Genomic DNA, 20,226 nt, shown 5'->3' on the forward strand with positions numbered 1-20,226 from the left:
TCGCTCGGCGCGCTCGCGCAGCGCTACGAAGCACCGCTCGACGAAGTCCGCGCGGCGCTTGCCGCGAGCGGCGTGGTTGCGTTCGGCACGCTCTCGCGCGGCGACGAGCGGCCGCTGATCGTCGACCGTCACGATCACCTGTACCTGTCGCGCTATTTCGACTACGAAAGGCGGCTTGCCGATGCGCTCGTCGCGCAGGCCGGTGTGGCCGCGCCGGACGAAGGTCTTGCACCCGACCGGTTGCGCGACAGCCTCGCGCGTTACTTCGGGCCGGCAACCGGCGAAGTCGACTGGCAGCGCGTCGCGGCGATCGTCGCGCTGACGGGCCGCGTGACGATCGTCAGCGGCGGCCCGGGCACGGGCAAGACGACGACCGTCGTCGGCGTACTGGCCTGTCTGCTCGATATGCACCCGGGGCTGCGCGTCGCGCTGGCCGCGCCGACCGGCAAGGCAGCGCAGCGGATGCAGGAAGCGCTGCACGCGCGGGCCGGCGACCTGCCGCCCGAACTCGCGGCGCGCCTGCCCGATACGTCGTACACGTTGCACCGGCTGCTGGGCGGCGGCGGGGCGGCCGGCTTTCGGCATCATCGCGACAATCCGCTGCCGTACGACCTGATCGTCGTCGACGAGGCGTCGATGATCGACGTCGCGCTCGCCGCGCATCTGCTCGATGCGCTGGCGCCGGGCGCACGGCTCGTGCTGCTCGGCGACAAGGACCAACTCGCCGCGGTCGAGGCGGGTGCCGTATTCGCGGAGCTGAGCGCGCGCCCGGCGTTCACTGCCGCGGAGCGCACGCGCATCGCGCAGGCGCTCGGCATCGACGAGGCGGCATTCGTCGCGGCGTTGCCGGTGCAGGACGCCGCCGCGACCGCAGCCGTTCCCGCTGCGCATCCGGTTTCCGCTGCGGCCCGGGCCTCGGCACCGCCGTCGGCGCTTGCCGCGGCCGCTTCACGCAAACCGGCGTCGCGACGGAAAGTCGATGAGCGTCAGGCATCGCTCTTCGACGACGAACCGCAGGATGACGAAGTTTCACCGATCAACCTCGCGCAGCCGCCGGCCGCAGGTCCGGTGCTGACCGAAACCGGCGAGGCTGGCGAGGCAGGCGAGGCCCCCGCGTGGATCGAAGCCGACGAACTCGCGTGGCTCGACGCCGTCGAACTGCCGCCGTTGGACGCAGGCGACGTGGCGCTTGCATCGGCCACATCGATACTGCCGGGCGAAACCACCGCCGTGTCCGCCATGCCCGCACCGGCACCGCTCGCCGACTGCGTGGTCTGGCTCGAACGCAATTACCGCTTCGGTCTCGATTCGCCGATCGGGCGGCTCTCGCTCGCGATCCGCAGCGGCGATGTGCAGGCCGCGCTCGATGCGCTGCCCGCCGACGATTCGGCCGCCGCGTCGTTCCATGACGATGCGGGCGAGTCGCTCGCGTCGTCGACGGTCGAGCGGCTTGCGCGGCGGTTCGGTGCTTACCTCGACGCATTGCGCGACGCGCTGGCCGCGCCGGTGCCCGATCCGCTGCCGCTGTTCGATGCGCTCAACCGGTTCCGGATCCTGTGCGCGACCCGCAGCGGCTTGCGCGGCGCGGAGCACGTCAATGCGCTCGTGGCCGCGCACGTGCGCCATGCGGCGCGCGTGCCGCTCGCGGTTGGCGCACACTGGTTCACGGGGCGGCCGATCATGGTGACGCGCAACGATTATGCGCTCGGGCTGTTCAACGGCGATATCGGCATTGCGCTACCCGACGCGCACGGCGTGCTGCGCGTGTGGTTCAGGCGGGCGGACGGCACCGCGCGCGCGGTGTCGCCGGCCGCGCTGCCGCCGCACGAAACCGCGTTCGCGCTGACGGTCCACAAATCGCAGGGCTCGGAATTCGACGAAGCCGCGCTCGTGCTGCCCGCATCGTTCGGCCGCGTGCTCACGCGCGAACTCGTCTACACGGCCGTCACGCGTGCCCGCACGCGCGTGCAGGTGATCGGGCCGAGGCGCGTGCTGGCGCAGGCGGTCGCGACGCGCACGCAGCGCGATTCGGGGCTCGCGGCACGCGTCGACGAGGCGCTCGCACGGCGCCGCATGGAGGCGTCGCGATGATGATCCGCTATACGCTCGACCCGGCCGAAGTCGAATGGACGGCCGTGCGCGCGCAGGGCGCGGGCGGGCAGAACGTGAACAAGGTGTCGAGCGCAATCCACCTGCGCTTCGACATCCGCGCGTCGTCGTTGCCGCCCGTCATCAAGGAGCGGCTTCTCGCGCTGTCCGACCAGCGCATCACGCGCGACGGCATCGTCGTGATCAAGTCGCAGGAATATCGCACCCAGGAGAAGAACCGCGAAGCCGCGCTGGCGCGCCTCGATGCGTTGATCAGCGGCGTCGCGTTCACGCCGCGCGCGCGGGTCGCCACGCGGCCGACGCGTGCGTCGAAGGAGCGGCGGCTCGAGCACAAGTCGCGCCGCAGCGTGGTGAAGTCGGGAAGAGGGAAGGTGATCGACTGACGAATGGGCGCGCGGACGAACGACGGGCGCGAGCGTCATTCGCCCGCCGCCGCGCCGGTTATCGCATCACGGTCCCTGCGCTGTCGAGCACGAAGTCGACGCAGAACACGACGAGCCGGCTCTGCGCGCGGATCGCGACGGCGGCCGTATAGCAGTCGCGTCCTTCCGTCAGCGAGAAGTGCGGGCCCATCAGTGCAACGCGTCCGGGCGCGGCGATCGCGCGCTGGAAATACGGGCGCCGCGACCAGTTGCTGTGGGTTTCGGGGAAGAGCGGTGAGAGGCGGGTGACACCCGGCTGACCATCGTCGGGGCGCGCGCCGATCGACGGCAGGAACTGCTCGCCGATCTCGTCGGTGACGAACACGCGGCGCGCGGCCGGCACCGCGAATACGCGCTGTGCGGCGTCCTGCAGGTTGCCGCTCGCGGAAAACGCGGCCGCGCCGGTCAGCACGAGCCGTTCGATCGCGTCGAAGCCCGGCTGCTCGGCCACGACCGGCGTGTGCCGGTGGGCAATGAAGCGCTGCCACGCGGCGTCGAGCATCGCGGGCGCTGCCGCGCTGGCATGTGCGATCGATGCATCGGGCTGGCCGAACTGGAAGCCCTGCACGAAATCGATGTCGGCTTCCATCAGCGCCTGCAGCGCGTCGTCGCTCTCGACGCCCTCGGCGAGCACCATCGCGCCGGCCTGATGCAGCATCGATACGAGGTGATGCATGATGCGGCGATCGTCGGCCGAACCGGTCGAGCGTTCGACGAGCGAGCGATCGAGCTTGACGATGTCGGGGCGCGCGCGCCACACGCGGTCGAAGTTCGAGAATCCCGTGCCGAAATCGTCGATCGCGATCAGGAAGTCGCGATGCTGGATCATGTCGATCGTGCGGGCGAGCGCGGCTTCGTCGCGCGACGGCTGTTCGACCACTTCCAGCACGATGCGATTCGGCGGCAGCGCGAAATGCCGGCACAGCGCCTCGACGAATTCGCGCTGCACGAGGCCCGAATCGAGCACGCGCGGCGTGACGTTCAGGAACAGCCAGCCGTCGCCGATGCCCTGCGCGACGAAGTTGGCCGTGTGCAGGCAGCGCGCGAGCCGGTCGAGCAGCAGCGCGTCGGCGTCGGCGCGCGTCTTGTCGAACAGGGCGACGGGCGAGATCAGTGCGCCGTTCGAATCGACGACGCGCAGCAGCGCCTCGTAACCGACGACGCGCTTGTGCGTGATCGACAGCACGGGCTGGAACACGCTGCGCAATGTCGTGGTGCGATAGGTGGCGACCCAGCCGCCGGGCGTCGGCGTGAGACGTTCGAGCAGGGAGTCGAGCGAGAGGTCGCGGGCGGGCTTCATGTCAACGGTGCCCGAGGGCGAGCTGCGGGGCAGCAGCGCGCCACCACGCTGAAGCAGTCGCACGCGCAGGCGGACGCGAAAGAACGTGGGACATCGAGACCGCCTTCTGCGGGTAAGTGTTCGAAGTGTAACGGGAATGGGGCCGCTCGCGTATCAGGGAAACTCCACACGCACACGGGTATGCGGCTGCGGCCGGCGCGTCGCGCATGGCCGCCGCGCAGCGGAGCGCACCGCCGAACATGACAATCCGGCGGCATGGCATGCGTGGGGCATGCGCGTTGAGGCGGGAAATCCCGGCGGCCGGCACCGCCGCGCGCGAAGATCGCCGTCAGAGGAACGCCGGCCGCGCTGCGGCAGCGCCCGCGGCGGGGCGGTGAACAGTCGGCGCCCGGTCGTCACGCATCACGGCCCGACCGATGGCGACGCGTGCACCCGAATGAATCGTCAGGTCGCTTCGCCGCTGCGCGGCCGGATCCCGGGAATCCGCTTGATCACGCCGGTCGCGAGCGCGGTGCCGACGAGCACGATCGCGCAGCCTTCGATCATCACGGCCGACACGTGTTCGCCGAGGAACAGCGCACCCCACAGCAGGCCGAACACGGGGATCACGAACGTCACGGTAATCGCGCGGGCGGGGCCGACGTGCGCGATCAGGTAGAAGTAGATGAAATAGGCGATGCCCGTGCAGGCGACGCCGAGTGCGAGCACCGAGCCCCACGCGTGCGTGCTGACCGGCGCGGTCGGCCAGGTGGCGATCGCGAACGGCAGCAGCAGGATGGTCGAGCCGATCATGCTGCCGGTCGCGTTGACGAGCGGATCGACGCCGGTCAACTTGCGCTTCGTGTAATTGGCCGCGATGCCGTACAGCAGCGTCGCGCCGAGCGCCGCGGCGGCGGCGAGCGCGGTCGCGGTGGCGCCCGTTTCGCCGTGCGCATTCGCGATCTGGTTCCACACGAGCGTGAGCACGCCGGCGAAACCGATCACGAGGCCGAGCGCGCGCGGCAACGACAGCTTGTCCTTCAGCCACAGGTAGGCCACGAGCGCGCCCCAGAGCGGCGTCGTCGCGTTGATCACCGACGTCACGCCGGCCGACAGCGTCAGTTCGGCGAACGCGAACAGGCAGAACGGGATGCCCGAGTTCAGCGCACCGACGACGAACAACGGCCACGCATGACGGCGCAGCCGCGCGCCGAGATCGGCGGGTTTGAAGCGCGTGAGCGCGAAGCCGGCGAGAAACAGCGCGCCGATGCCTACCCGCAACGCCATCAGCGGCGCGACGCCCAGATCGACGACGCCGATCCGGATAAACAGGAACGACGCTCCCCACAGGGCAGCGAGCACGGTCAGCAGAAGGGCGTTCTTGGGGGACATCGATCGTGAATGGCGGGGACGGGATGCAGAGAATCTTACACCCCGTTACCACGCCGTCGTTTCACGTTTCGATGAAATGGCAAGAAACGGGAATGTCGCCGGTGGCCGGTGGCCGGTGGCCGGTGCGGGGCGGCCGCCGGCCGGCGGCCGTGCCCGATCAGTGATGGTGCCAGCCGCCGCGTCCGCCGAAGCCGAAATTGAGCGAAACCGCCGGTCCCCAATAGCCGCCCCACGCGGGCGCATAGGCAGGTGCCGGATAGTAATAGGCGGGGCCGGGATCGACGTAGACGGGGGCAGGCTGCACCGGGGCGGCCGTGTAATAGCCGCCAGGATAATAGCCGTACGGGTAGTAGCAGCCGGCGAGCGTCACGCAGGCGAGCGCCGCGGCGACGAGGGTCCTGTTCATGATGTCTCTCCGGCGGAGCCGGCAATCGGCAGATGCTTAAGCTTAGGCCGCGCGCCGATGACACGGTGTGCAAAACGGTAACGGATCATTTCCGCACCGGCTGCCGGCCACGTTGCGGCGCCGCATGCGAAAACGGCGCTTCCGCACCGCGGAAACGCCGTCTGGCTGACCGTCGCGGCGCGCTGCGCCGCTTACTTGCCGACCTGGTTACCGATGATGCCGCCGGCCGCTGCGCCGCCCAGCGTCGACAGCGCACTGCCGCCGATCGCCGCGCCGGCGACGCCGCCGACACCCGCACCGATTGCCGTGTCGCGCTGGCGCCTCGTCATCGAGTCACAGGCCGACAGGCTGGCCACGGTCGCGACGAGCAGCGCGCATATCCCAATACGCCGTATCGAATTCATGATCGTTGTCCTTGCGGTTGTGAACGGAGGACACGCGACCGGCCGGCGGCCGCGCATGAACCCAATCTATGCGCCGTCCCCCGGCGCTGCTGTAAGGACTTGTTAAGGCTCGCGCGGTTTCGTAATGAATTGTTTCCGGTGGTTTACCCGTGCACCGGCAGGCACGCGACATGCGCAAAAAAGCCCGCTCGAAAGCGGGCTTCGTGCATCGCGAGGCGATCCGGTGCGGATCACCGGATCGCGTGTTCGCTTATTGACGGTGATAGATCTCGGCGCCGGTCTTGACGAACTCGACCGCCTTCACTTCCATCCCTTTCTTCAGCGCTTCGGTTTCCGACAGACCCTGCTGCGCCGCAAACTCACGCACGTCCTGCGTGATCTTCATCGAGCAGAAGTGCGGGCCGCACATCGAGCAGAAGTGCGCGACCTTTGCGGAATCCTTCGGCAGCGTTTCGTCGTGGAATTCGCGCGCCTTGTCCGGATCGAGACCGATGTTGAACTGGTCTTCCCAGCGGAACTCGAAGCGCGCCTTCGACAGCGCGTTGTCGCGCACCTGCGCGCCCGGGTGACCCTTTGCGAGGTCGGCGGCGTGCGCGGCGAGCTTGTACGTGATGATGCCTTCCTTCACGTCGTCCTTGTTCGGCAGCCCGAGGTGCTCCTTCGGCGTCACGTAGCACAGCATCGCGGTACCGAACCAGCCGATCATCGCGGCGCCGATGCCCGACGTGATGTGGTCGTAGCCCGGTGCGATGTCGGTGGTCAGCGGCCCGAGCGTGTAGAACGGCGCTTCCTTGCACCAGTCGAGCTGGAGATCCATGTTCTCCTTGATCAGCTGCATCGGCACGTGGCCGGGGCCTTCGATCATCACCTGCACGTCGTGCTTCCATGCGATCTGCGTGAGCTCGCCGAGCGTCTTCAGTTCGCCGAGCTGCGCTTCGTCGTTCGCGTCGTAGATCGAGCCGGGGCGCAGGCCGTCGCCGAGCGAGAAGCTCACGTCGTACGCCTTCATGATCTCGCAGATCTCTTCGAAGTGTTCGTACAGGAAGCTTTCCTTGTGATGCGCGAGGCACCACTTCGCCATGATCGAGCCGCCGCGCGACACGATGCCGGTCATCCGGTTCGCGGTGAGCGGCACGTACTGCAGGCGCACGCCCGCGTGGATCGTGAAGTAGTCGACGCCTTGCTCGGCCTGTTCGATCAGCGTGTCGCGGAAGATTTCCCAGGTCAGGTCTTCAGCCTTGCCGTTGACCTTTTCGAGCGCCTGGTAGATCGGCACCGTGCCGATCGGCACCGGGCTGTTGCGGATGATCCACTCGCGCGTTTCGTGGATGTGCTTGCCGGTCGACAGGTCCATCACCGTGTCGCCGCCCCAGCGGATCGCCCACGTCATCTTGTCGACTTCCTCGCCGATCGACGACGTGACGGCCGAGTTGCCGATGTTCGCGTTGATCTTCACGAGGAAGTTGCGGCCGATGATCATCGGCTCGGATTCCGGGTGGTTGATGTTCGCGGGGATGATCGCGCGGCCGCACGCCACTTCCGAGCGCACGAATTCCGGCGTGATCTCGGCCGGCGCGTTCGCGCCGAAGGCCGCTGCGCCGAACGCCTGGCCCGGGTGCTGGCGGCCCATCATCGCGGCGAGCTTCGCGCCGTTCGGGCCGCTTGCCTTCAGGCTCTCGAGGTACTCGGCACGGCGCTGGTTCTCGCGGATCGCGATGTATTCCATTTCCGGCGTGATGATGCCCTGACGCGCGTAGTGCATCTGCGTGACGTTCTTGCCGGCCTGTGCGCGGCGCGGGTTGCGGTGCAGGCCCGGGAACCGCAGGTCGGCGGTGGCCGGGTCGGCCGCGCGCTCGAGGCCGTACTGGCTCGACAGGCCGCCGAGCACTTCGGTGTCGCCGCGCGCCTCGATCCAGCCCTGACGCAGCGCGGCCAGGCCTGCGCGGATGTCGATCTTCGCTTCCGGATCGGTGTAGGGGCCCGACGTGTCGTACACGTAGATCGGCGGGTTCTTTTCGCCGCCGAAGCCGGTCGGCGTGTCGGCCTGCGTGATTTCACGCATCGGCACGCGGATGTCGGGCTGTGAGCCGGTTACATAAACCTTGCGGGAATTCGGCAGCGGGGCGACGGCTGCGGCATCGACATGAGCGTCGGCGGACAGAAACTTCGGATTGGCGTTCATGCAATCTCCTGTGTGAGCGCCGGACAGGCGCTTCGGCGCTTGCCCGGAGCCCTTGACGTATGTGGGGCTCGAGCTAAGCAGGAGACGAGGCTTGGTGAGGCGGCGGATTTCGTCAGAAGGATGGCGGCGAAATCCGTACGCTTCCCTGCGCTGGCATTATCCAGATCAGGTTCAAAGGGTATTTCTCACCCGCAATGCCGGTTGTTTGACCGAGCGCATTGCAGGACCCCCGCGTTAGCAGCGCACACAATACACTGGCTTGGCGGCGGTTTCAACCGGGAGAGGATCGGCTGCCCCGGTGCGGCCGCAGCATGGCGGGCGGTGCGATGGCCCGTCGAAATGGCAGCGCGTGTCGCCGCCGCATGGCCCCACGGCTTGGCCGGCAGCGGCGGAGCGGTGCAGCATGACGCGCTTTCGCGCAACTTCAAAAAAAAATTTCGCAGCGGCTGTCATTTCCAGCGACGTCGTCCGTCTATTCGGCTCCTTAAACCCATGTTTTGGAGAGATGTCATGAAAAAAGTACTGATTGCCGCCTGCGTCGCCGCTTTTGCCACGATCGCCACGGGCGCGTATGCGCAGAACGACGCGATGTCGCAGCCGGGTTCGTCGATGTCGAAGGACGCGATGGGCCACGACGCGATGAAGAAGGACGGCATGAAGAAGCATGCGATGAAGAAAGACGCGATGAAGAAGGACGCGATGGGGCACGACGCGATGGGCAAACCGTCGTCGGGCGACAAGATGGCGCCGTCGAACTGACGGAAGGCAGGCGCGGCGCGGCCGGCACGTGCGTCGCACGACGGCCGCCCGCCCGCATCGGGTCCCATCGACTCATTCCGGGAGTCTTCATCATGCAAACCGTTCCCGCTACCGGGCGCGCGGCCGCCACGCCGCCCGCGCGCCCGATCCATCCGTTGTGGGTACGTGCGAGCCACTGGCTCAACGCGCTCGCGGCGATCCTGATGGTGCTGTCCGGCTGGCGCATCTACGACGCGTCGCCGATCTATCCGCCGTTCGTGTTTCCGCACGGCATCACGCTGGGCGGCTGGCTCGGCGGCGCGCTGCAATGGCATTTCGCGGCCATGTGGCTGCTGGTCGGCAACGGGCTGTTCTACCTCGCGATGTCGATCGCGACGGGGCGCCTCGCGCGCAAGATGCTGCCCGTCACGCCGGCGTCGATCTGGCGCGACATCCGTGCCGCACTGGGCGGGCGGCTGTCGCACGACGACCTGAGCGTCTACAACGCGGTGCAGCGTGCCGCGTACCTGACCGCGATCGTCGATCTCGTCGTACTCGTGCTGTCGGGGCTCACGATCTGGAAATCCGTGCAATTCCCGCTGCTGCGCGAATTGTTCGGCGGCTACGACAACGCGCGTGTCGTGCACTTCTGGGCGATGTCGCTGCTCGTCGCATTCGTCGTCGTTCACGTCGCGATGGCGCTGCTGGTGCCGCGCTCGCTGCTCGCGATGCTGCGCGGGCGCTGACCCGTCAACTTCGGGTGAAGGAAATCATCATGTCGGAATCCCAATACAAGCGCGACGGTTCGCGCTGGACGCTCGACCGGAAGTCGCTCGAACTCGACGTGCGCCGCGAGCTCGAGATGCCGTCGCGGCGGCTGTTCAACCGGCGCGTGCTGACGCTCGGCGGCCTGACGATGCTGACCGGCTGCACGCTGAAGGACGACGCGTCGGTCAACACGTTCCTCGAGACAGTGTCGCGCATGAACGACCGCGTGCAGGCGTGGCTGTTCAGCGGCGAGCGGCTCGCGCCGACCTACACCGAAGCCGACATCACGCGACCGTTCCCGTTCAACGCGTACTACGGGATCGACGACGTGCCGCACGTCGATGCGTCGACGTATCGGCTCGTGCTGTCCGGCCGCGTGACGGGCAAGCGCGTGTGGACGCTCGATGAACTGTATGCGCTGCCGCATGCGGAACAGATCACGCGGCATATCTGCGTGGAAGGGTGGAGCGCGATCGGCCGCTGGGGCGGCACGCCGTTCGGCGCGTTTCTCGCACGCGCCGGTGCCGATACGCGGGCGAAATACGTCGGCTTCAAGTGCGCGGACGATTACTACGAGAGCATCGACATGCCGACCGCGCTGCATCCGCAGACGCTGCTCGCGTTCGACTACGACGGCCATCGGTTGCCGCCGGAATTCGGCTTCCCGATGAAGCTGCGGATGCCGACCAAGCTCGGCTACAAGAACCCGAAGCACATCATGGAGATCTTCGTGACCGATACGTTTCCGGGCGGCTACTGGGTCGACCAGGGGTACAACTGGTTCGGCGGATCGTGAGCGGTAGCGGTGCGTGGCATGCGGTGGCGGCGCATGCGCATGCGTATGCCGCGATGCGCCGGCTATCGCGGTGCCGCATCACGCGGATTCGCGCACCTGGAGATCGACGCGCAGGCCGACGGCCGTCGCCATGTTCACGAGCGCGTCGAGCCCGAACAGGTTGATCTTGCCGCGCATCAGGTCGGAGACGCGCGGCTGCGTGACACCCAGCTGTTTCGCGGCCTGGGCCTGACTGAGTTCGAGCTGGGCGATGCGCTGCTTGAGCGCGATCATCAGTTCGGATCGCAGCTTCATGTTCTCGGCTTCGGCCGGCTGGCCCTCGATTGCGTCCCAGACGCTTGAATAACGTTCGTTGGTCATCGGTTCCTCTCCATCGTCAGCGCGCGATAGCGTCGGGCGGCCAGTTCGATATCGGCCCTGGTCGTGCGCGCCGATTGCTTCCGGAAGCAGTGCAGCACGTAGACGGCGTCGGCGAATGTCGCGACGTAAATGATCCGGAACGCACCGCTCGCATCGCGCAGGCGAATCTCCCGCACGCCGACGCCGACGGTGCGCATCGGCTTCCAGTCGTCGGGCGCCAGGCCGCGTTGCACCTGGTCGATCTGGTGGCCGGCTTCGCGTCGCGCGGGCAGCGGAAAATCGCGAAGATCGTCCAGCGCGCTGCCGACGAAAACAACGGGCTTCGGCGGAAGAATGGTTGGATTATACAAAATTTTGTATGGAAAATGCGGGTGTCGAAGGAAGGTCGCGCAGGGCAGGAGAGGCGTGAGCCGACCTTCACGATAAGGGGGAAGTGCTGGCCGGCTCGCAGGACTGGCCGTTCGGCCGATGCCTGGTTCGATCGCGACGGAGTGCCGTGGATGGTGGGCAGGGCCGGCGCCGTCAACGCAGGCGCGTGGCGTATCCGGCCCCCGATTTCACCCGCCCGTCGGCCGGAAAATGTCGCGCGGAAACATCATTCGTGATCCTTTCAGACAGGTCTGACGATGCTTTCGAATCCTTGATGCCATAATGCCGAGCGTGCGCAGCCGAAACGGTTGCGCGCGTTTTTTTTGCCCCTCTGCCGCCGCTTGCCGGTTCTCTTTCGTCGCCGTTCGCACTGCCATGTCGTTCCGCACGTTCGCTCTGCCTTCCCGGTCCCGCCAGGGCCGTTTGCCGGCATCGCCGGCGTCTTTCAGCGGAGCACGCGGCGTGACGTGCGGGCAGGCTGCGCAATGACGCCGCTCGACCGTCTCCTCGATTTCTTCGCCCGCTTCTCGTTCCGGATCCGCCTGCCGCAAAGCCGCGGCGGCCGCGTGGCGCTGGCGCTCGTCTTCATCTATTTCGTCTGGGGTTCGACCTACAGCGGCCTGCATTTCGCGCTGCAGTCGTTCCCGCCGCTGCTGCTGTCGGGGCTGCGCAACCTGCTCGGCGGGATCGGCCTGTTCATCTTCGCGCTGCGGCGCAAGCCCGAATGGCCGACGCTGCTCGAAATCCGCAATGCGGGGATCGTCGGCACGATGCTCGTCGCGCTGTCGTCCGGCACGATCGCGCTCGGGATCAGCTCGGTCAGCAGCGGCTCGGCCGCGGTGATGGTGGCCACGGTGCCGCTGTTCGCGACCGTGATCGCGGCGGTCGCCGGGCGGCCGGTCACGAAAGGCGAGTGGGGCGCCGTCGCGCTCGGGATGGTCGGCATCGTCGTGCTGAACTCGGGCGGCGCGGCCGCACAGAATTCGGCGCTCGGCACGATCTGCGTGCTGGCCGGCGCACTGTTCTGGGCCGGCGGCGCGCATCTCGCGACGCGGCTCAAGCTGCCGTCCGACCTGTTCCTGTCCACGTCGCTGCAGATCGGCCTCGGCGGCATGATCTCGACGCTCGTCGCCTGGCTGATCGGCGAACGCATCGAGCACGTGATGGTGGGGCCGGTGTTCGCGTTCCTGTACCTGATGGTGTTCTGCACGATGGCCGCGTACGTCGCGTACGGCTACCTGATCCGCCACACGAGCCCGATCATCGCGAGCAGCTGCATGTACGTGAACCCGATCGTCGCGGTCGCGCTCGGTGCGCTGCTGCTCGGCGAGCCGGTGACGATGGCGACCGTGGTCGCGACCGTCGCGATCCTCGGCAGCGTCGGGCTGTCGTTCGTGTTCGATCCGGCACGCCGGCCCGCGGCGCGTGCGGCAGCCGCCAGTTCGGCGGCCGCGGCAGCCGCGTCGACGACGGAGGCTGTATCGGCCCCCGAGCAGATCGAGATGCCGGATGCGGCGCCGATCCTCGCGCCTTCCGCCGTTCCGCTGGCGGTGCCGACGCCGGCTGCCGTGATGGATCCTGCCGCGGTCGTTGATCCGGCGCCGGCGTTCGCCATGCCGCCCGTCGCTGAACCGGCACCCGCGTTCGCTACGCCGCCCATCGTTGAACCGGCACCCGCGTTTGCCCCGCCACCCGTCGCCGGACCGGTCACGCCCCGCGCCGACGCGTGATGCCGCCGTGGCCGGTCGCGCTCAGTCGCGCCGGCCGCCGCGATGGTGGAACCAGGCCCCGAGCGCGGTGAACACCAGCCCGGTTGCGCACATCCCGATCCAGCCGAACGCGTGCCATGCGGCGACGCCGGCCGACGAGCCGAGTGCGCCGCCGATGAAATAGCACACCATGTACACCGTGTTGACGCGGCTGCGCGCCTCGGGCTTCAGCGCATAGATGCGCGACTGGTTCGAGATCTGCGCGGCCTGCACGCCGACGTCCAGCACGATCACGCCGATCACGAGGCCGACGAGGCTCGAGCCCGACAGCGCAAAGATCACGAACGACAGCGCGAGCAGCGCAATCGCGAGCGAGATGATCGCGCGCGGGCCGCGCTTGTCCGCGAAGCGGCCCGCATACGGTGCCGCAAGCGCGCCCGCCGCACCGACGATCCCGAACAGGCCGGCCGCCTGCGGGCCGAGATGGAACGGCGCGCCGGCGAGCAGCAGCGTGAGCACGGGCCAGAACGCGCTGAATGCCGCGAACAGCGCGGCGCCCGTCAGCGATGCCTCGCGCAGCCCGCGCAATTCGACTGCCAGATGCCACATCGAGCCGAGCAGCTTGCCGTATGACAGCGTCGACGTCGGCGAACTGCGCGGCAGCCGCAGCACGATCACGGCGGCGAGCGCGACGAGCGCCGCGACCGACGCGGCGAACACCGCGCGCCAGCCGAAATACTCGGCGACGAAACCGGCGGCCGTTCGCGCGAGCAGGATGCCGAGCAGCAGGCCGCTCATCACGGTGCCGACCGCATGCCCGCGTTCGGCCGGCGGCGCGATCTCGGCGGCGAACGGCACGGCCTGTTGCGCGATGGTCGCGAGTACGCCGATCGCGAGGCTCGCGACGGCGAGCACGGCCAGCGACGGCGCGGTGGCCGCGACGATCAGCGCGACCGACAGGCCGGCGATCTGCATCAGGATCAGCCCGCGGCGGTCGAAGCGGTCGCCGAGCGGCGCGAGCAGGAACATGCCGGCCGCATAGCCGAGCTGCGTCGCGGTCGGTACCGCGCCGATCCACGAAGCGCCGTCGGGAAACGCCGAGCGGAAGCTGTCGAGCAGCGGCTGGTTGTAATAGATGTTCGCGACGGACACGCCCGCGATCGTCGCGAGCAGCAACAGCAGGCTGCGCGAATAGTGGGGCGAGGCGGCGTCGGTCGGACGGTCGGTGGAGGCGGTGGACATGGCTGCGCGGACGGAAGTGGGGCGGCGCGGCGCGCGGCGCACGCATCGGGTGCGCAGGCGGGCGGGGTGCCGGTCGAGGCTGCCGATCATACCGGAGCGACGTGAATCCTGCCGGACGGGGGCAAATCGGCCAAACCGGCATAACCGGCCGGCCGCTGCCCGTCATCGTGCGTGCTTCAACCCGTCAGTCGACCAGTTCGCCCGTCGGTTCATAGAACGGATAAGGCCCGGCACCTTCATCGACATACACGTGATGCGACGTCATCCCCTCATCGGGCACATAGCGATGGACCGCGAACGCCGGCGGTTCGAGCCGGAATGCGGAGGGGGCATCGGTCCGCAGGTCGAATGCGACCTGATGCGCGGGCGACGGCACCGCGGCGGCAAGCGTGCCGCCGAAGCGCGTGAACATCGTGCGATGCACGTGACCGCACAGCACGCGCTCGACGTTCGGATGGCCGCGCAGCAGCGCGTCGAGTTTCGCGGAAGCGACGGGCGTGAGGCGCAGCTTGTCCATGTGGCCGATGCCCGCCGCGAACGGCGGGTGATGCAGCGCGACGATCACGGGCCGGTCGCGCGCGGCGTCGAGCTGCGCGGCGAGCCACGCGAGCCGTGCATCGCACAGATCGCCGTAGCTGGCGCCGGGTACCTGCGAATCGAGCGCCAGCACGCGCACCGCGCCGACGTCGAGCGCGTACTGCACGAATTCACCCTCCTGCAGCTCCGCGCGGTCGGCGAACGCGCGGCGCAATCCGGCGCGGTCGTCGTGATTGCCGATCATCAGGTAGTACGGAATCTCGAGCGCTGCGAGCAGCCCGCGCAGGTTGCCGTACTCTTCATCGTGGCCGAAGTCGGTCAGGTCGCCGGTGACGAGCACCGCGTCGGGGCGTGGCACGAGTGCGTTCAGTTTTTCGATGCAGCGCGTGAGCGCGGCCGCGGTGTCGACGCGCCGGTACGCGAGCTGTCCCGGACGCTTGATGTGGAGATCGCTGATTTGAGCAAGCAGCATCGTCGTTCCTCGGAATTGTCTGATTGTTGTCGCGGCGTCGTGCGCCGCGGTGGGGTGCTGCATGAATGATGCCGGAATGACGGATTACGCGCCGAGCGCGATCAGCCCTTCCGGTGCGATCGTGAGGCCGACCGCCGTGCCGCGTGCGAGCGCGATGCGGCCCGGCACGTCGATCACGAGTGCGTCGGGGGCCGCGTGCTCGATCGTGAGCCGCGTACGCTCGCCGAGGAACGCGCACGCACTGACCGCGCCGCGCAGCGGCGCATGCGCGGGATCGGCGAGTTGCGCATCCTCGGGGCGGAAGAACCACTCGTCGGCCGCGTGCGGCGTCGCGATCGCGCCGCCGGTGGTCACCAGCGTGCCGTCGCGCCATTGCCCGGCGAGCCGGTTCAGCGTGCCGATGAACTGCGCGACCGTGCGGTTCGCCGGGTGGTAGTAGATGTCGCGCGGCGTGCCGATCTGCTCGATGCGGCCCGCGCCCATCACGACGATCCGGTCGCCGAGCTCCATCGCTTCGGCCTGGTCGTGCGTCACGTAGACCGTCGTCACGCCGAGTTCGCGCAGCAGCGTATTCATCTCGCGACGCAGCGTGTCGCGCAGCTTCGCGTCGAGCGCGGTCAGCGGCTCGTCGAGCAACAGCACGCGAGGCCGCACCGCCAGCGCGCGGGCCAGCGCGACGCGCTGGCGCTGGCCGCCCGACAACTGGTCGATCGGCTTGTCCGCATGCGCGTCGAGCCGCATCATCGCGAGCAGCTCGTCCACGCGCTCGCGCAGCGCGCGCGGCTCGGTCTTGCGGATCTTCAGCCCGTAGCCGACGTTGCCGCGCACCGTCAGGTTCGGAAACAGCGCGTAGTTCTGGAACACCATGCCGACCTGCCGGCGCTCGATCGGCAGCGGGGTCACGTCGTCATTGCCGAACGCGATCGTGCCGCCGGCGTCCGGCGTATCGAGGCCCGCGATCAGGCGCAGCGTCGTGGTCTTGCCGCAGCCCGACGGCCCGAGCAGCACGAGCGTTTCGCCCGCGCCGATCGACAGGTCGAGCGGTTCGAGCACGCGGGTGCCGCGGAACGTTTTCGCACAGCGGGTCAGGGTGATGGGGGTGGAATCGAGTTTCATGTCTGCGAGAAATTCAGCGCGGGCGCTTCTTGAGCGCGCGCGTGCCGGACGGATCGACGCCGAGCCACTGCATCGCGACGAGCAGCGGCAGCGTCATCAGCAGGAACAGGATCGTGTACGCGCTGCCGACTTCGAGGCGCAGCGACGCATACGTATCGGCGAGCCCGACGGGCAGCGTCTTGGTGTCGGGCGTATGCAGCATCCACGTGAGGTTGAATTCGCCGATCGACAGCGTGAGCACCGCGAGCGCACCCGCGACGATGCCGGGGCGCAGGTTCGGCAGCACGATCGTGACGAAGCGCGTGACGAACGACGCGCCGAGGCTGGCCGCGCCTTCCTCGAGCGTGCGCAGGTCGGCGCCGGCCGCGACGGCCGCGACCGCGCGCACCATGAACGGCAGCGTGAACACGACGTGGCCGACGACGATGAACCACAGGCTCATCCGGAACGCGGTGAAGCCGCCGTAGACGACCAGCAGCGCGAGCGCCGACGCGAGGCCGGGCAGCGCGACGGGCAGCACCAGCGCCTCTTCGATTGCACGCGCGACACGGCTCTTGCTGCGCGCGAGCGCATAGCCGGCCGGCACGCCGACGACGAGCACGATCGCGAGCGTCGCGAACGCGACGTAAAGCGACAGTGCGATCGAGCCGTGATACTGCTGCCACACCTGTTCGAGCCAGCGCAGCGTGAGGCCGCTCGACAGACCGCGGAAATAGTTGACGGTGAGGCCCGCGAGCACCGACATCACGACGGGCACGATCAGGAACGCGCACAGCAGCAGCGTGACGCCCCATTGCAGCGCGGCGATCGCGCGCGCGCCGGTGACACGCGGCGCGCGGCGGGCGACGCCGTTCGCCTGCGCGGGAGCGGGGGCCGGCGACGGCGCGGAAGAGCCGGAAAGCGATTGCATGCGGGAATCCTCAGGCCGCGGCGGCGGCGGTGTGGCCGGTGAAGCGGCGCGCGAGCGCGAGCACGGCCCAGGTGACGATGCCGAGCACGATCGACAGGCCGGCCGCCGTCGCGATGTTCGCGTTCAGCGTGAACTCGGTATAGATCGTCATCGGCAGCACGTTCAGGTCGGTGGCGAGCGTGAACGCGGTGCCGAACGCGCCCATCGCGGTCGCGAAGCAGATCGCGCCGGCCGCGATCAGGCCCGGTGCGAGCGCGGGCAGCACGATGTCGACGAAGATGCGCCACGGCGATGCGCCGAGCGAACGCGCGGCTTCCTCGAGCGATGCATCGAGCTTCGACGCGGCCGCGATCACGGTGACGATCACGCGCGGAATCGAGAAGTACAGGTAGCCGATGAACAGCCCGGCGACCGAGTACGCGAATACCCACTTGTCGCCGGTGAGCTTCGCGGACAGCATGCCGATCAGACCCTGGCGGCCGGCAAGCATGATCACCATGAAGCCGACGACGACGCCCGGGAAAGCGAGCGGGAACGTGAGCAGCGCGAGCAGCACGCGCTTGCCCGCGAATTCGCGGCGCGCGAGCAGGAGGCCCGAGATCGTCGACAGCGCGAGCGTCGCGAGCGTGACGCCCGCGGACAGCGCGACGGTCTCGCCGAGGCTCTTCATGTAGCGCGCATTGCCGAGTAGCGCCGCGTAGTGCGAGAAGAACGCGCCGTCGGCGGACACCTGCACGAGCGCCGCCATCGGCAGCAGCCAGAAGGCGGCGAATACCGCGAGCGCCGGCGCGACGAGCGCGACGCGCCAGCGCAGCGGAAAAGTCAGGTCGAGCATCGGTTGCGTCCGGGCGCTTACTGCATCACCTGCAGGTATTGCTGGCCGAATGCCTGCTGGCCGGCCGCCATCTTGCCGAAGTCGACCGATTTCGCGCGTGCGTATTCGCTCGCCGGCAGGAACTTCGATGCGATGTCGGCGCCGAGCGTCTGTGCGCGCACCGGGCGCAGGTACGCGTTGGCCCACAGCTTCTGGCCTTCGTCGGACAGCACGAAGTCGAGCACCTTCTTGCCGTTCGCGTCGTGCGGCGCGCCCTTCACGAGACTCATCACGTACGGCACCGCGATCGTGCCTTCCTTCGGAATCACGAACTCGACGTTCGCGTTGTCCTTGTACTTCGCGCGATACGCGTCGAAGTCGTAGTCGAGCAGGATCGGAATCTCACCCGACAGCACGCGCGCATACGCGGTTTGCTTCGGCACGATCGGTGCGTTCGACTTCAGCTTCCTGAACCAGTCGAGTGCCGGCTTGAAGTTGTCGAGGCTGCCGCCGAGCGCCTGGTTCACCGCGACCGCGCCCGCATAGCCGACGAACGCACTCGACGGATCGAGATAGCCGACCATGCCCTTGTATTCCGGCTTCAGCAGATCGGCCCACGAGCGCGGCACCGGCTTGCCGTCGAGCGCGTCCTTGTTCACGAAGAAGCCGAGCGTGCCCGAGTGGATCGCGAACCAGTAGCCTTGCGGGTCCTTCAGGTTCGCGGGGATGTCGTTCCAGTGTGCGGGCTTGTACGGCGCGATCACGCCCTTGTCCTTCGCCTGGAACGCCGACGACACGCCGAGGTAGACGACGTCCGCGACCGGGCTCTTCTGCTCGGCGATCAGCTGCGCGATCGACTGGCCCGAGTTCTTGTTGTCGAACGGCACGCGGATGCCGGTCTTCTGCTTGATCGCCGCGATCTGCGCGGCCCAGTCGGCCCATTCGGGCGGGCAGTTGTAGCAGATCGCCGTTTCGTCGGCGTGGGCGGCGGGCGCGCCGGCGATGAGCGCGGCGCAGGCGAGCGGCGCGGCAAGCGCGCGCAGCAGCGAGGTCAGGCGAAAGGACACGGTAGGTCTCCGGGCGAGGGTGAGGCGCTGGTGTGGTGGTGTGCGTGTGTGGCGGCGCGGCGCGTGTTCAGGCCTTGCGCAATTGCAGGTCGGTGGCCGGCGGGGCGACCGTCGCGCCGTCGCGCACCACGTGCGGCAGGATCAGCGACGTGCGTTCGATCGCTGCGCCGCCGATGCATTCGACGAGACGCTGCCATGCGTGGCGGCCGATGTCGCGGTTCGGCGTCGCGACGCTCGCGAGCGGCGGCGCGAGCAGTTCGCCGATCGCGATCCCGTCGAAGCCGAGCACCGACAGGTCGTCCGGGATCGAGAAGCCCGCGCGGCGCAGGCCGCGCATCACGACCATCGCGAGCAGGTCGTTGCTGCAGAAAAGGGCGGTCGGCCGCGTCGCGTGCGCGGTGAGATGCGCGAGCACCGCATCGGGCAGCTCGGGTGCGTTGAAGTCGACTTCGACCGGCGGCAGCGTGGCGACGCCGCTTTCCGCGAGTGCCTGCGCATAACCGAGATGACGCTGCCGTGCGCGATCCGACGCGGCGAGCGAGCCGGCCAGCATCAGCACGCGGCGGTGACCGCGCGCGGTCAGCAGCCGCACGCCGTCGTAGGCGGCGCGGCGGTTGTCGACCGACACCGACGGGCGGCGCTGCGTGTCGTTGTGCATCAGCACGTAGTGCGGGCCGTCGCGATCGAGCATGTCGAGCAGCGGGTGCGTGTCCGCGTCGGCGACGGTAAGGATCAGCCCTTCGACGCGCTGCTCGCGCAGCGTCTCGATCGCGTGACGCTCGCGCGCCGCGTCGTATTCGGTCGTCATCAGGATCAGCTTGAAGCCGGCCGCGGTCGCGAGCTCGTCGATGCCTAGCAGGCAGTCGGCGAACACGGGGTTCGACAACGTCGGCACGACGACGCCGACGAGGCGCGTGCGCTCGCCGCGCAATTGCCGGCCGAGCGGGCTCGGGCGAAACTGCAGCGTGTCGATCGCGGTGCGGATGGTTTGCAGCGTGGCGGGGCTGACGGTATGCGGGGCATTGATCGCGCGCGAGACGGTGGCGATCGAGAAGCCCGCGAGGGCAGCGACGTCCTTGATGGTCGAGGTCATGAAGTCATGCGATGTAAACGTTTTCGGCCGGAAAATTATCG

20 protein-coding genes and 1 riboswitch are annotated in these 20,226 nt (G+C 68.4%); of the genes, 6 read left to right on the forward strand and 14 right to left on the reverse strand.

The window, feature by feature from the left end; translation table 11 throughout:
* Together G3O06_RS19330 and arfB are read left to right on the forward strand one after the other, a co-directional pair.
* Positions 1 to 2,091, forward strand: a 2,091-nt coding sequence (locus G3O06_RS19330; RefSeq protein ID WP_205817147.1) for an AAA family ATPase, incomplete at its 5' end; no start/stop codon positions are given.
* Positions 2,088 to 2,492: an alternative ribosome rescue aminoacyl-tRNA hydrolase ArfB gene (gene arfB / locus G3O06_RS19335; protein WP_039352282.1), complete on the forward strand. Its 405-nt coding sequence runs from the start codon at positions 2,088 to 2,090 to the stop codon at positions 2,490 to 2,492. The genes G3O06_RS19330 and arfB, both read left to right, overlap by 4 nt.
* Before the next feature lie 58 nt (positions 2,493 to 2,550).
* On the opposite strand, the gene G3O06_RS19340 is transcribed toward arfB, so the two are convergent.
* The 5 genes from G3O06_RS19340 to thiC form a co-directional block, all read right to left on the reverse strand.
* On the reverse strand, positions 2,551 to 3,831 hold the full coding sequence (locus tag G3O06_RS19340) for an EAL domain-containing protein (RefSeq protein ID WP_174915186.1): 1,281 nt from the start codon (positions 3,829 to 3,831) through the stop codon (positions 2,551 to 2,553).
* A 444-nt stretch (positions 3,832 to 4,275) separates the two neighbouring features.
* The gene (locus tag G3O06_RS19345) at positions 4,276 to 5,202 is read right to left on the reverse strand and encodes a DMT family transporter (RefSeq protein ID WP_205817148.1); all 927 of its coding nucleotides are present in this window, start codon (positions 5,200 to 5,202) and stop codon (positions 4,276 to 4,278) included.
* A 157-nt stretch (positions 5,203 to 5,359) separates the two neighbouring features.
* Complete coding sequence (locus tag G3O06_RS19350) at positions 5,360 to 5,608, reverse strand: hypothetical protein (protein WP_174915188.1); 249 nt, start codon at positions 5,606 to 5,608, stop codon at positions 5,360 to 5,362.
* A 191-nt stretch (positions 5,609 to 5,799) separates the two neighbouring features.
* Positions 5,800 to 6,012, reverse strand: a complete 213-nt coding sequence (locus tag G3O06_RS19355; RefSeq protein WP_174915189.1) for a glycine zipper 2TM domain-containing protein — start codon at positions 6,010 to 6,012, stop codon at positions 5,800 to 5,802.
* A 250-nt stretch (positions 6,013 to 6,262) separates the two neighbouring features.
* On the reverse strand, positions 6,263 to 8,194 hold the full coding sequence (thiC, locus tag G3O06_RS19360; protein ID WP_205817149.1) for a phosphomethylpyrimidine synthase ThiC: 1,932 nt from the start codon (positions 8,192 to 8,194) through the stop codon (positions 6,263 to 6,265).
* A gap of 124 nt (positions 8,195 to 8,318) precedes the next feature.
* Positions 8,319 to 8,435: riboswitch (TPP riboswitch) on the reverse strand.
* 269 nt (positions 8,436 to 8,704) lie between these two features.
* Here thiC and G3O06_RS19365 point away from each other — a divergent pair.
* The 3 genes from G3O06_RS19365 to G3O06_RS19375 all read left to right on the forward strand — a co-directional run bounded on the left by G3O06_RS19365 (position 8,705) and on the right by G3O06_RS19375 (position 10,496).
* The gene (locus G3O06_RS19365) at positions 8,705 to 8,953 is read left to right on the forward strand and encodes a pentapeptide MXKDX repeat protein (protein WP_205817150.1); all 249 of its coding nucleotides are present in this window, start codon (positions 8,705 to 8,707) and stop codon (positions 8,951 to 8,953) included.
* A gap of 92 nt (positions 8,954 to 9,045) precedes the next feature.
* On the forward strand, positions 9,046 to 9,678 hold the full coding sequence (locus tag G3O06_RS19370; RefSeq protein WP_174983115.1) for a cytochrome b/b6 domain-containing protein: 633 nt from the start codon (positions 9,046 to 9,048) through the stop codon (positions 9,676 to 9,678).
* Positions 9,679 to 9,707: 29 nt separating this feature from the next.
* Positions 9,708 to 10,496: a molybdopterin-dependent oxidoreductase gene (locus G3O06_RS19375; RefSeq protein WP_205817151.1), complete on the forward strand. Its 789-nt coding sequence runs from the start codon at positions 9,708 to 9,710 to the stop codon at positions 10,494 to 10,496.
* Positions 10,497 to 10,574: 78 nt separating this feature from the next.
* On the opposite strand, the gene G3O06_RS19380 is transcribed toward G3O06_RS19375, so the two are convergent.
* Together G3O06_RS19380 and G3O06_RS19385 are read right to left on the reverse strand one after the other, a co-directional pair.
* Positions 10,575 to 10,856: an XRE family transcriptional regulator gene (locus G3O06_RS19380; protein WP_205817152.1), complete on the reverse strand. Its 282-nt coding sequence runs from the start codon at positions 10,854 to 10,856 to the stop codon at positions 10,575 to 10,577.
* The gene (locus G3O06_RS19385; protein WP_205817153.1) at positions 10,853 to 11,206 is read right to left on the reverse strand and encodes a type II toxin-antitoxin system RelE/ParE family toxin; all 354 of its coding nucleotides are present in this window, start codon (positions 11,204 to 11,206) and stop codon (positions 10,853 to 10,855) included. The genes G3O06_RS19380 and G3O06_RS19385 overlap by 4 nt, the downstream gene beginning before the upstream one ends.
* 504 nt (positions 11,207 to 11,710) lie before the next feature.
* On the opposite strand from G3O06_RS19385, the gene G3O06_RS19390 reads away from it, so the two are divergent.
* On the forward strand, positions 11,711 to 12,955 hold the full coding sequence (locus G3O06_RS19390) for an EamA family transporter (protein WP_205817154.1): 1,245 nt from the start codon (positions 11,711 to 11,713) through the stop codon (positions 12,953 to 12,955).
* A gap of 21 nt (positions 12,956 to 12,976) precedes the next feature.
* Here the strand turns inward: G3O06_RS19390 and G3O06_RS19395 are convergent, their stop codons facing one another.
* From G3O06_RS19395 to G3O06_RS19425, 7 genes are all read right to left on the reverse strand, one after another.
* The gene (locus tag G3O06_RS19395) at positions 12,977 to 14,176 is read right to left on the reverse strand and encodes an MFS transporter (protein WP_205817155.1); all 1,200 of its coding nucleotides are present in this window, start codon (positions 14,174 to 14,176) and stop codon (positions 12,977 to 12,979) included.
* Positions 14,177 to 14,360: 184 nt separating this feature from the next.
* A complete protein-coding gene (locus G3O06_RS19400; RefSeq protein WP_205817156.1) occupies positions 14,361 to 15,185 on the reverse strand; it encodes a phosphodiesterase in 825 nt (274 codons plus the stop codon).
* Positions 15,186 to 15,269: 84 nt separating this feature from the next.
* A complete protein-coding gene (locus G3O06_RS19405) occupies positions 15,270 to 16,301 on the reverse strand; it encodes an ABC transporter ATP-binding protein (RefSeq protein ID WP_205817157.1) in 1,032 nt (343 codons plus the stop codon).
* A 13-nt stretch (positions 16,302 to 16,314) separates the two neighbouring features.
* A complete protein-coding gene (locus tag G3O06_RS19410) occupies positions 16,315 to 17,211 on the reverse strand; it encodes an ABC transporter permease subunit (protein WP_174969521.1) in 897 nt (298 codons plus the stop codon).
* 10 nt (positions 17,212 to 17,221) lie between these two features.
* The gene (locus tag G3O06_RS19415) at positions 17,222 to 18,046 is read right to left on the reverse strand and encodes an ABC transporter permease (RefSeq protein WP_174915200.1); all 825 of its coding nucleotides are present in this window, start codon (positions 18,044 to 18,046) and stop codon (positions 17,222 to 17,224) included.
* A 17-nt stretch (positions 18,047 to 18,063) separates the two neighbouring features.
* Positions 18,064 to 19,092 (reverse strand): ABC transporter substrate-binding protein, encoded by a 1,029-nt coding sequence (locus G3O06_RS19420; RefSeq protein ID WP_174983126.1) that lies wholly within the window; start codon positions 19,090 to 19,092, stop codon positions 18,064 to 18,066.
* 67 nt (positions 19,093 to 19,159) lie between these two features.
* Entirely contained in the window at positions 19,160 to 20,185 is a 1,026-nt protein-coding gene (locus G3O06_RS19425; protein ID WP_205817158.1) for a substrate-binding domain-containing protein, read from the reverse strand.
* Positions 20,186 to 20,226: the final 41 nt, after the last annotated feature.

This window comes from Burkholderia sp. Ac-20345, assembly GCF_017104825.1.
Taxonomy (GTDB): Bacteria; Pseudomonadota; Gammaproteobacteria; order Burkholderiales; family Burkholderiaceae; genus Burkholderia; species Burkholderia lata_B.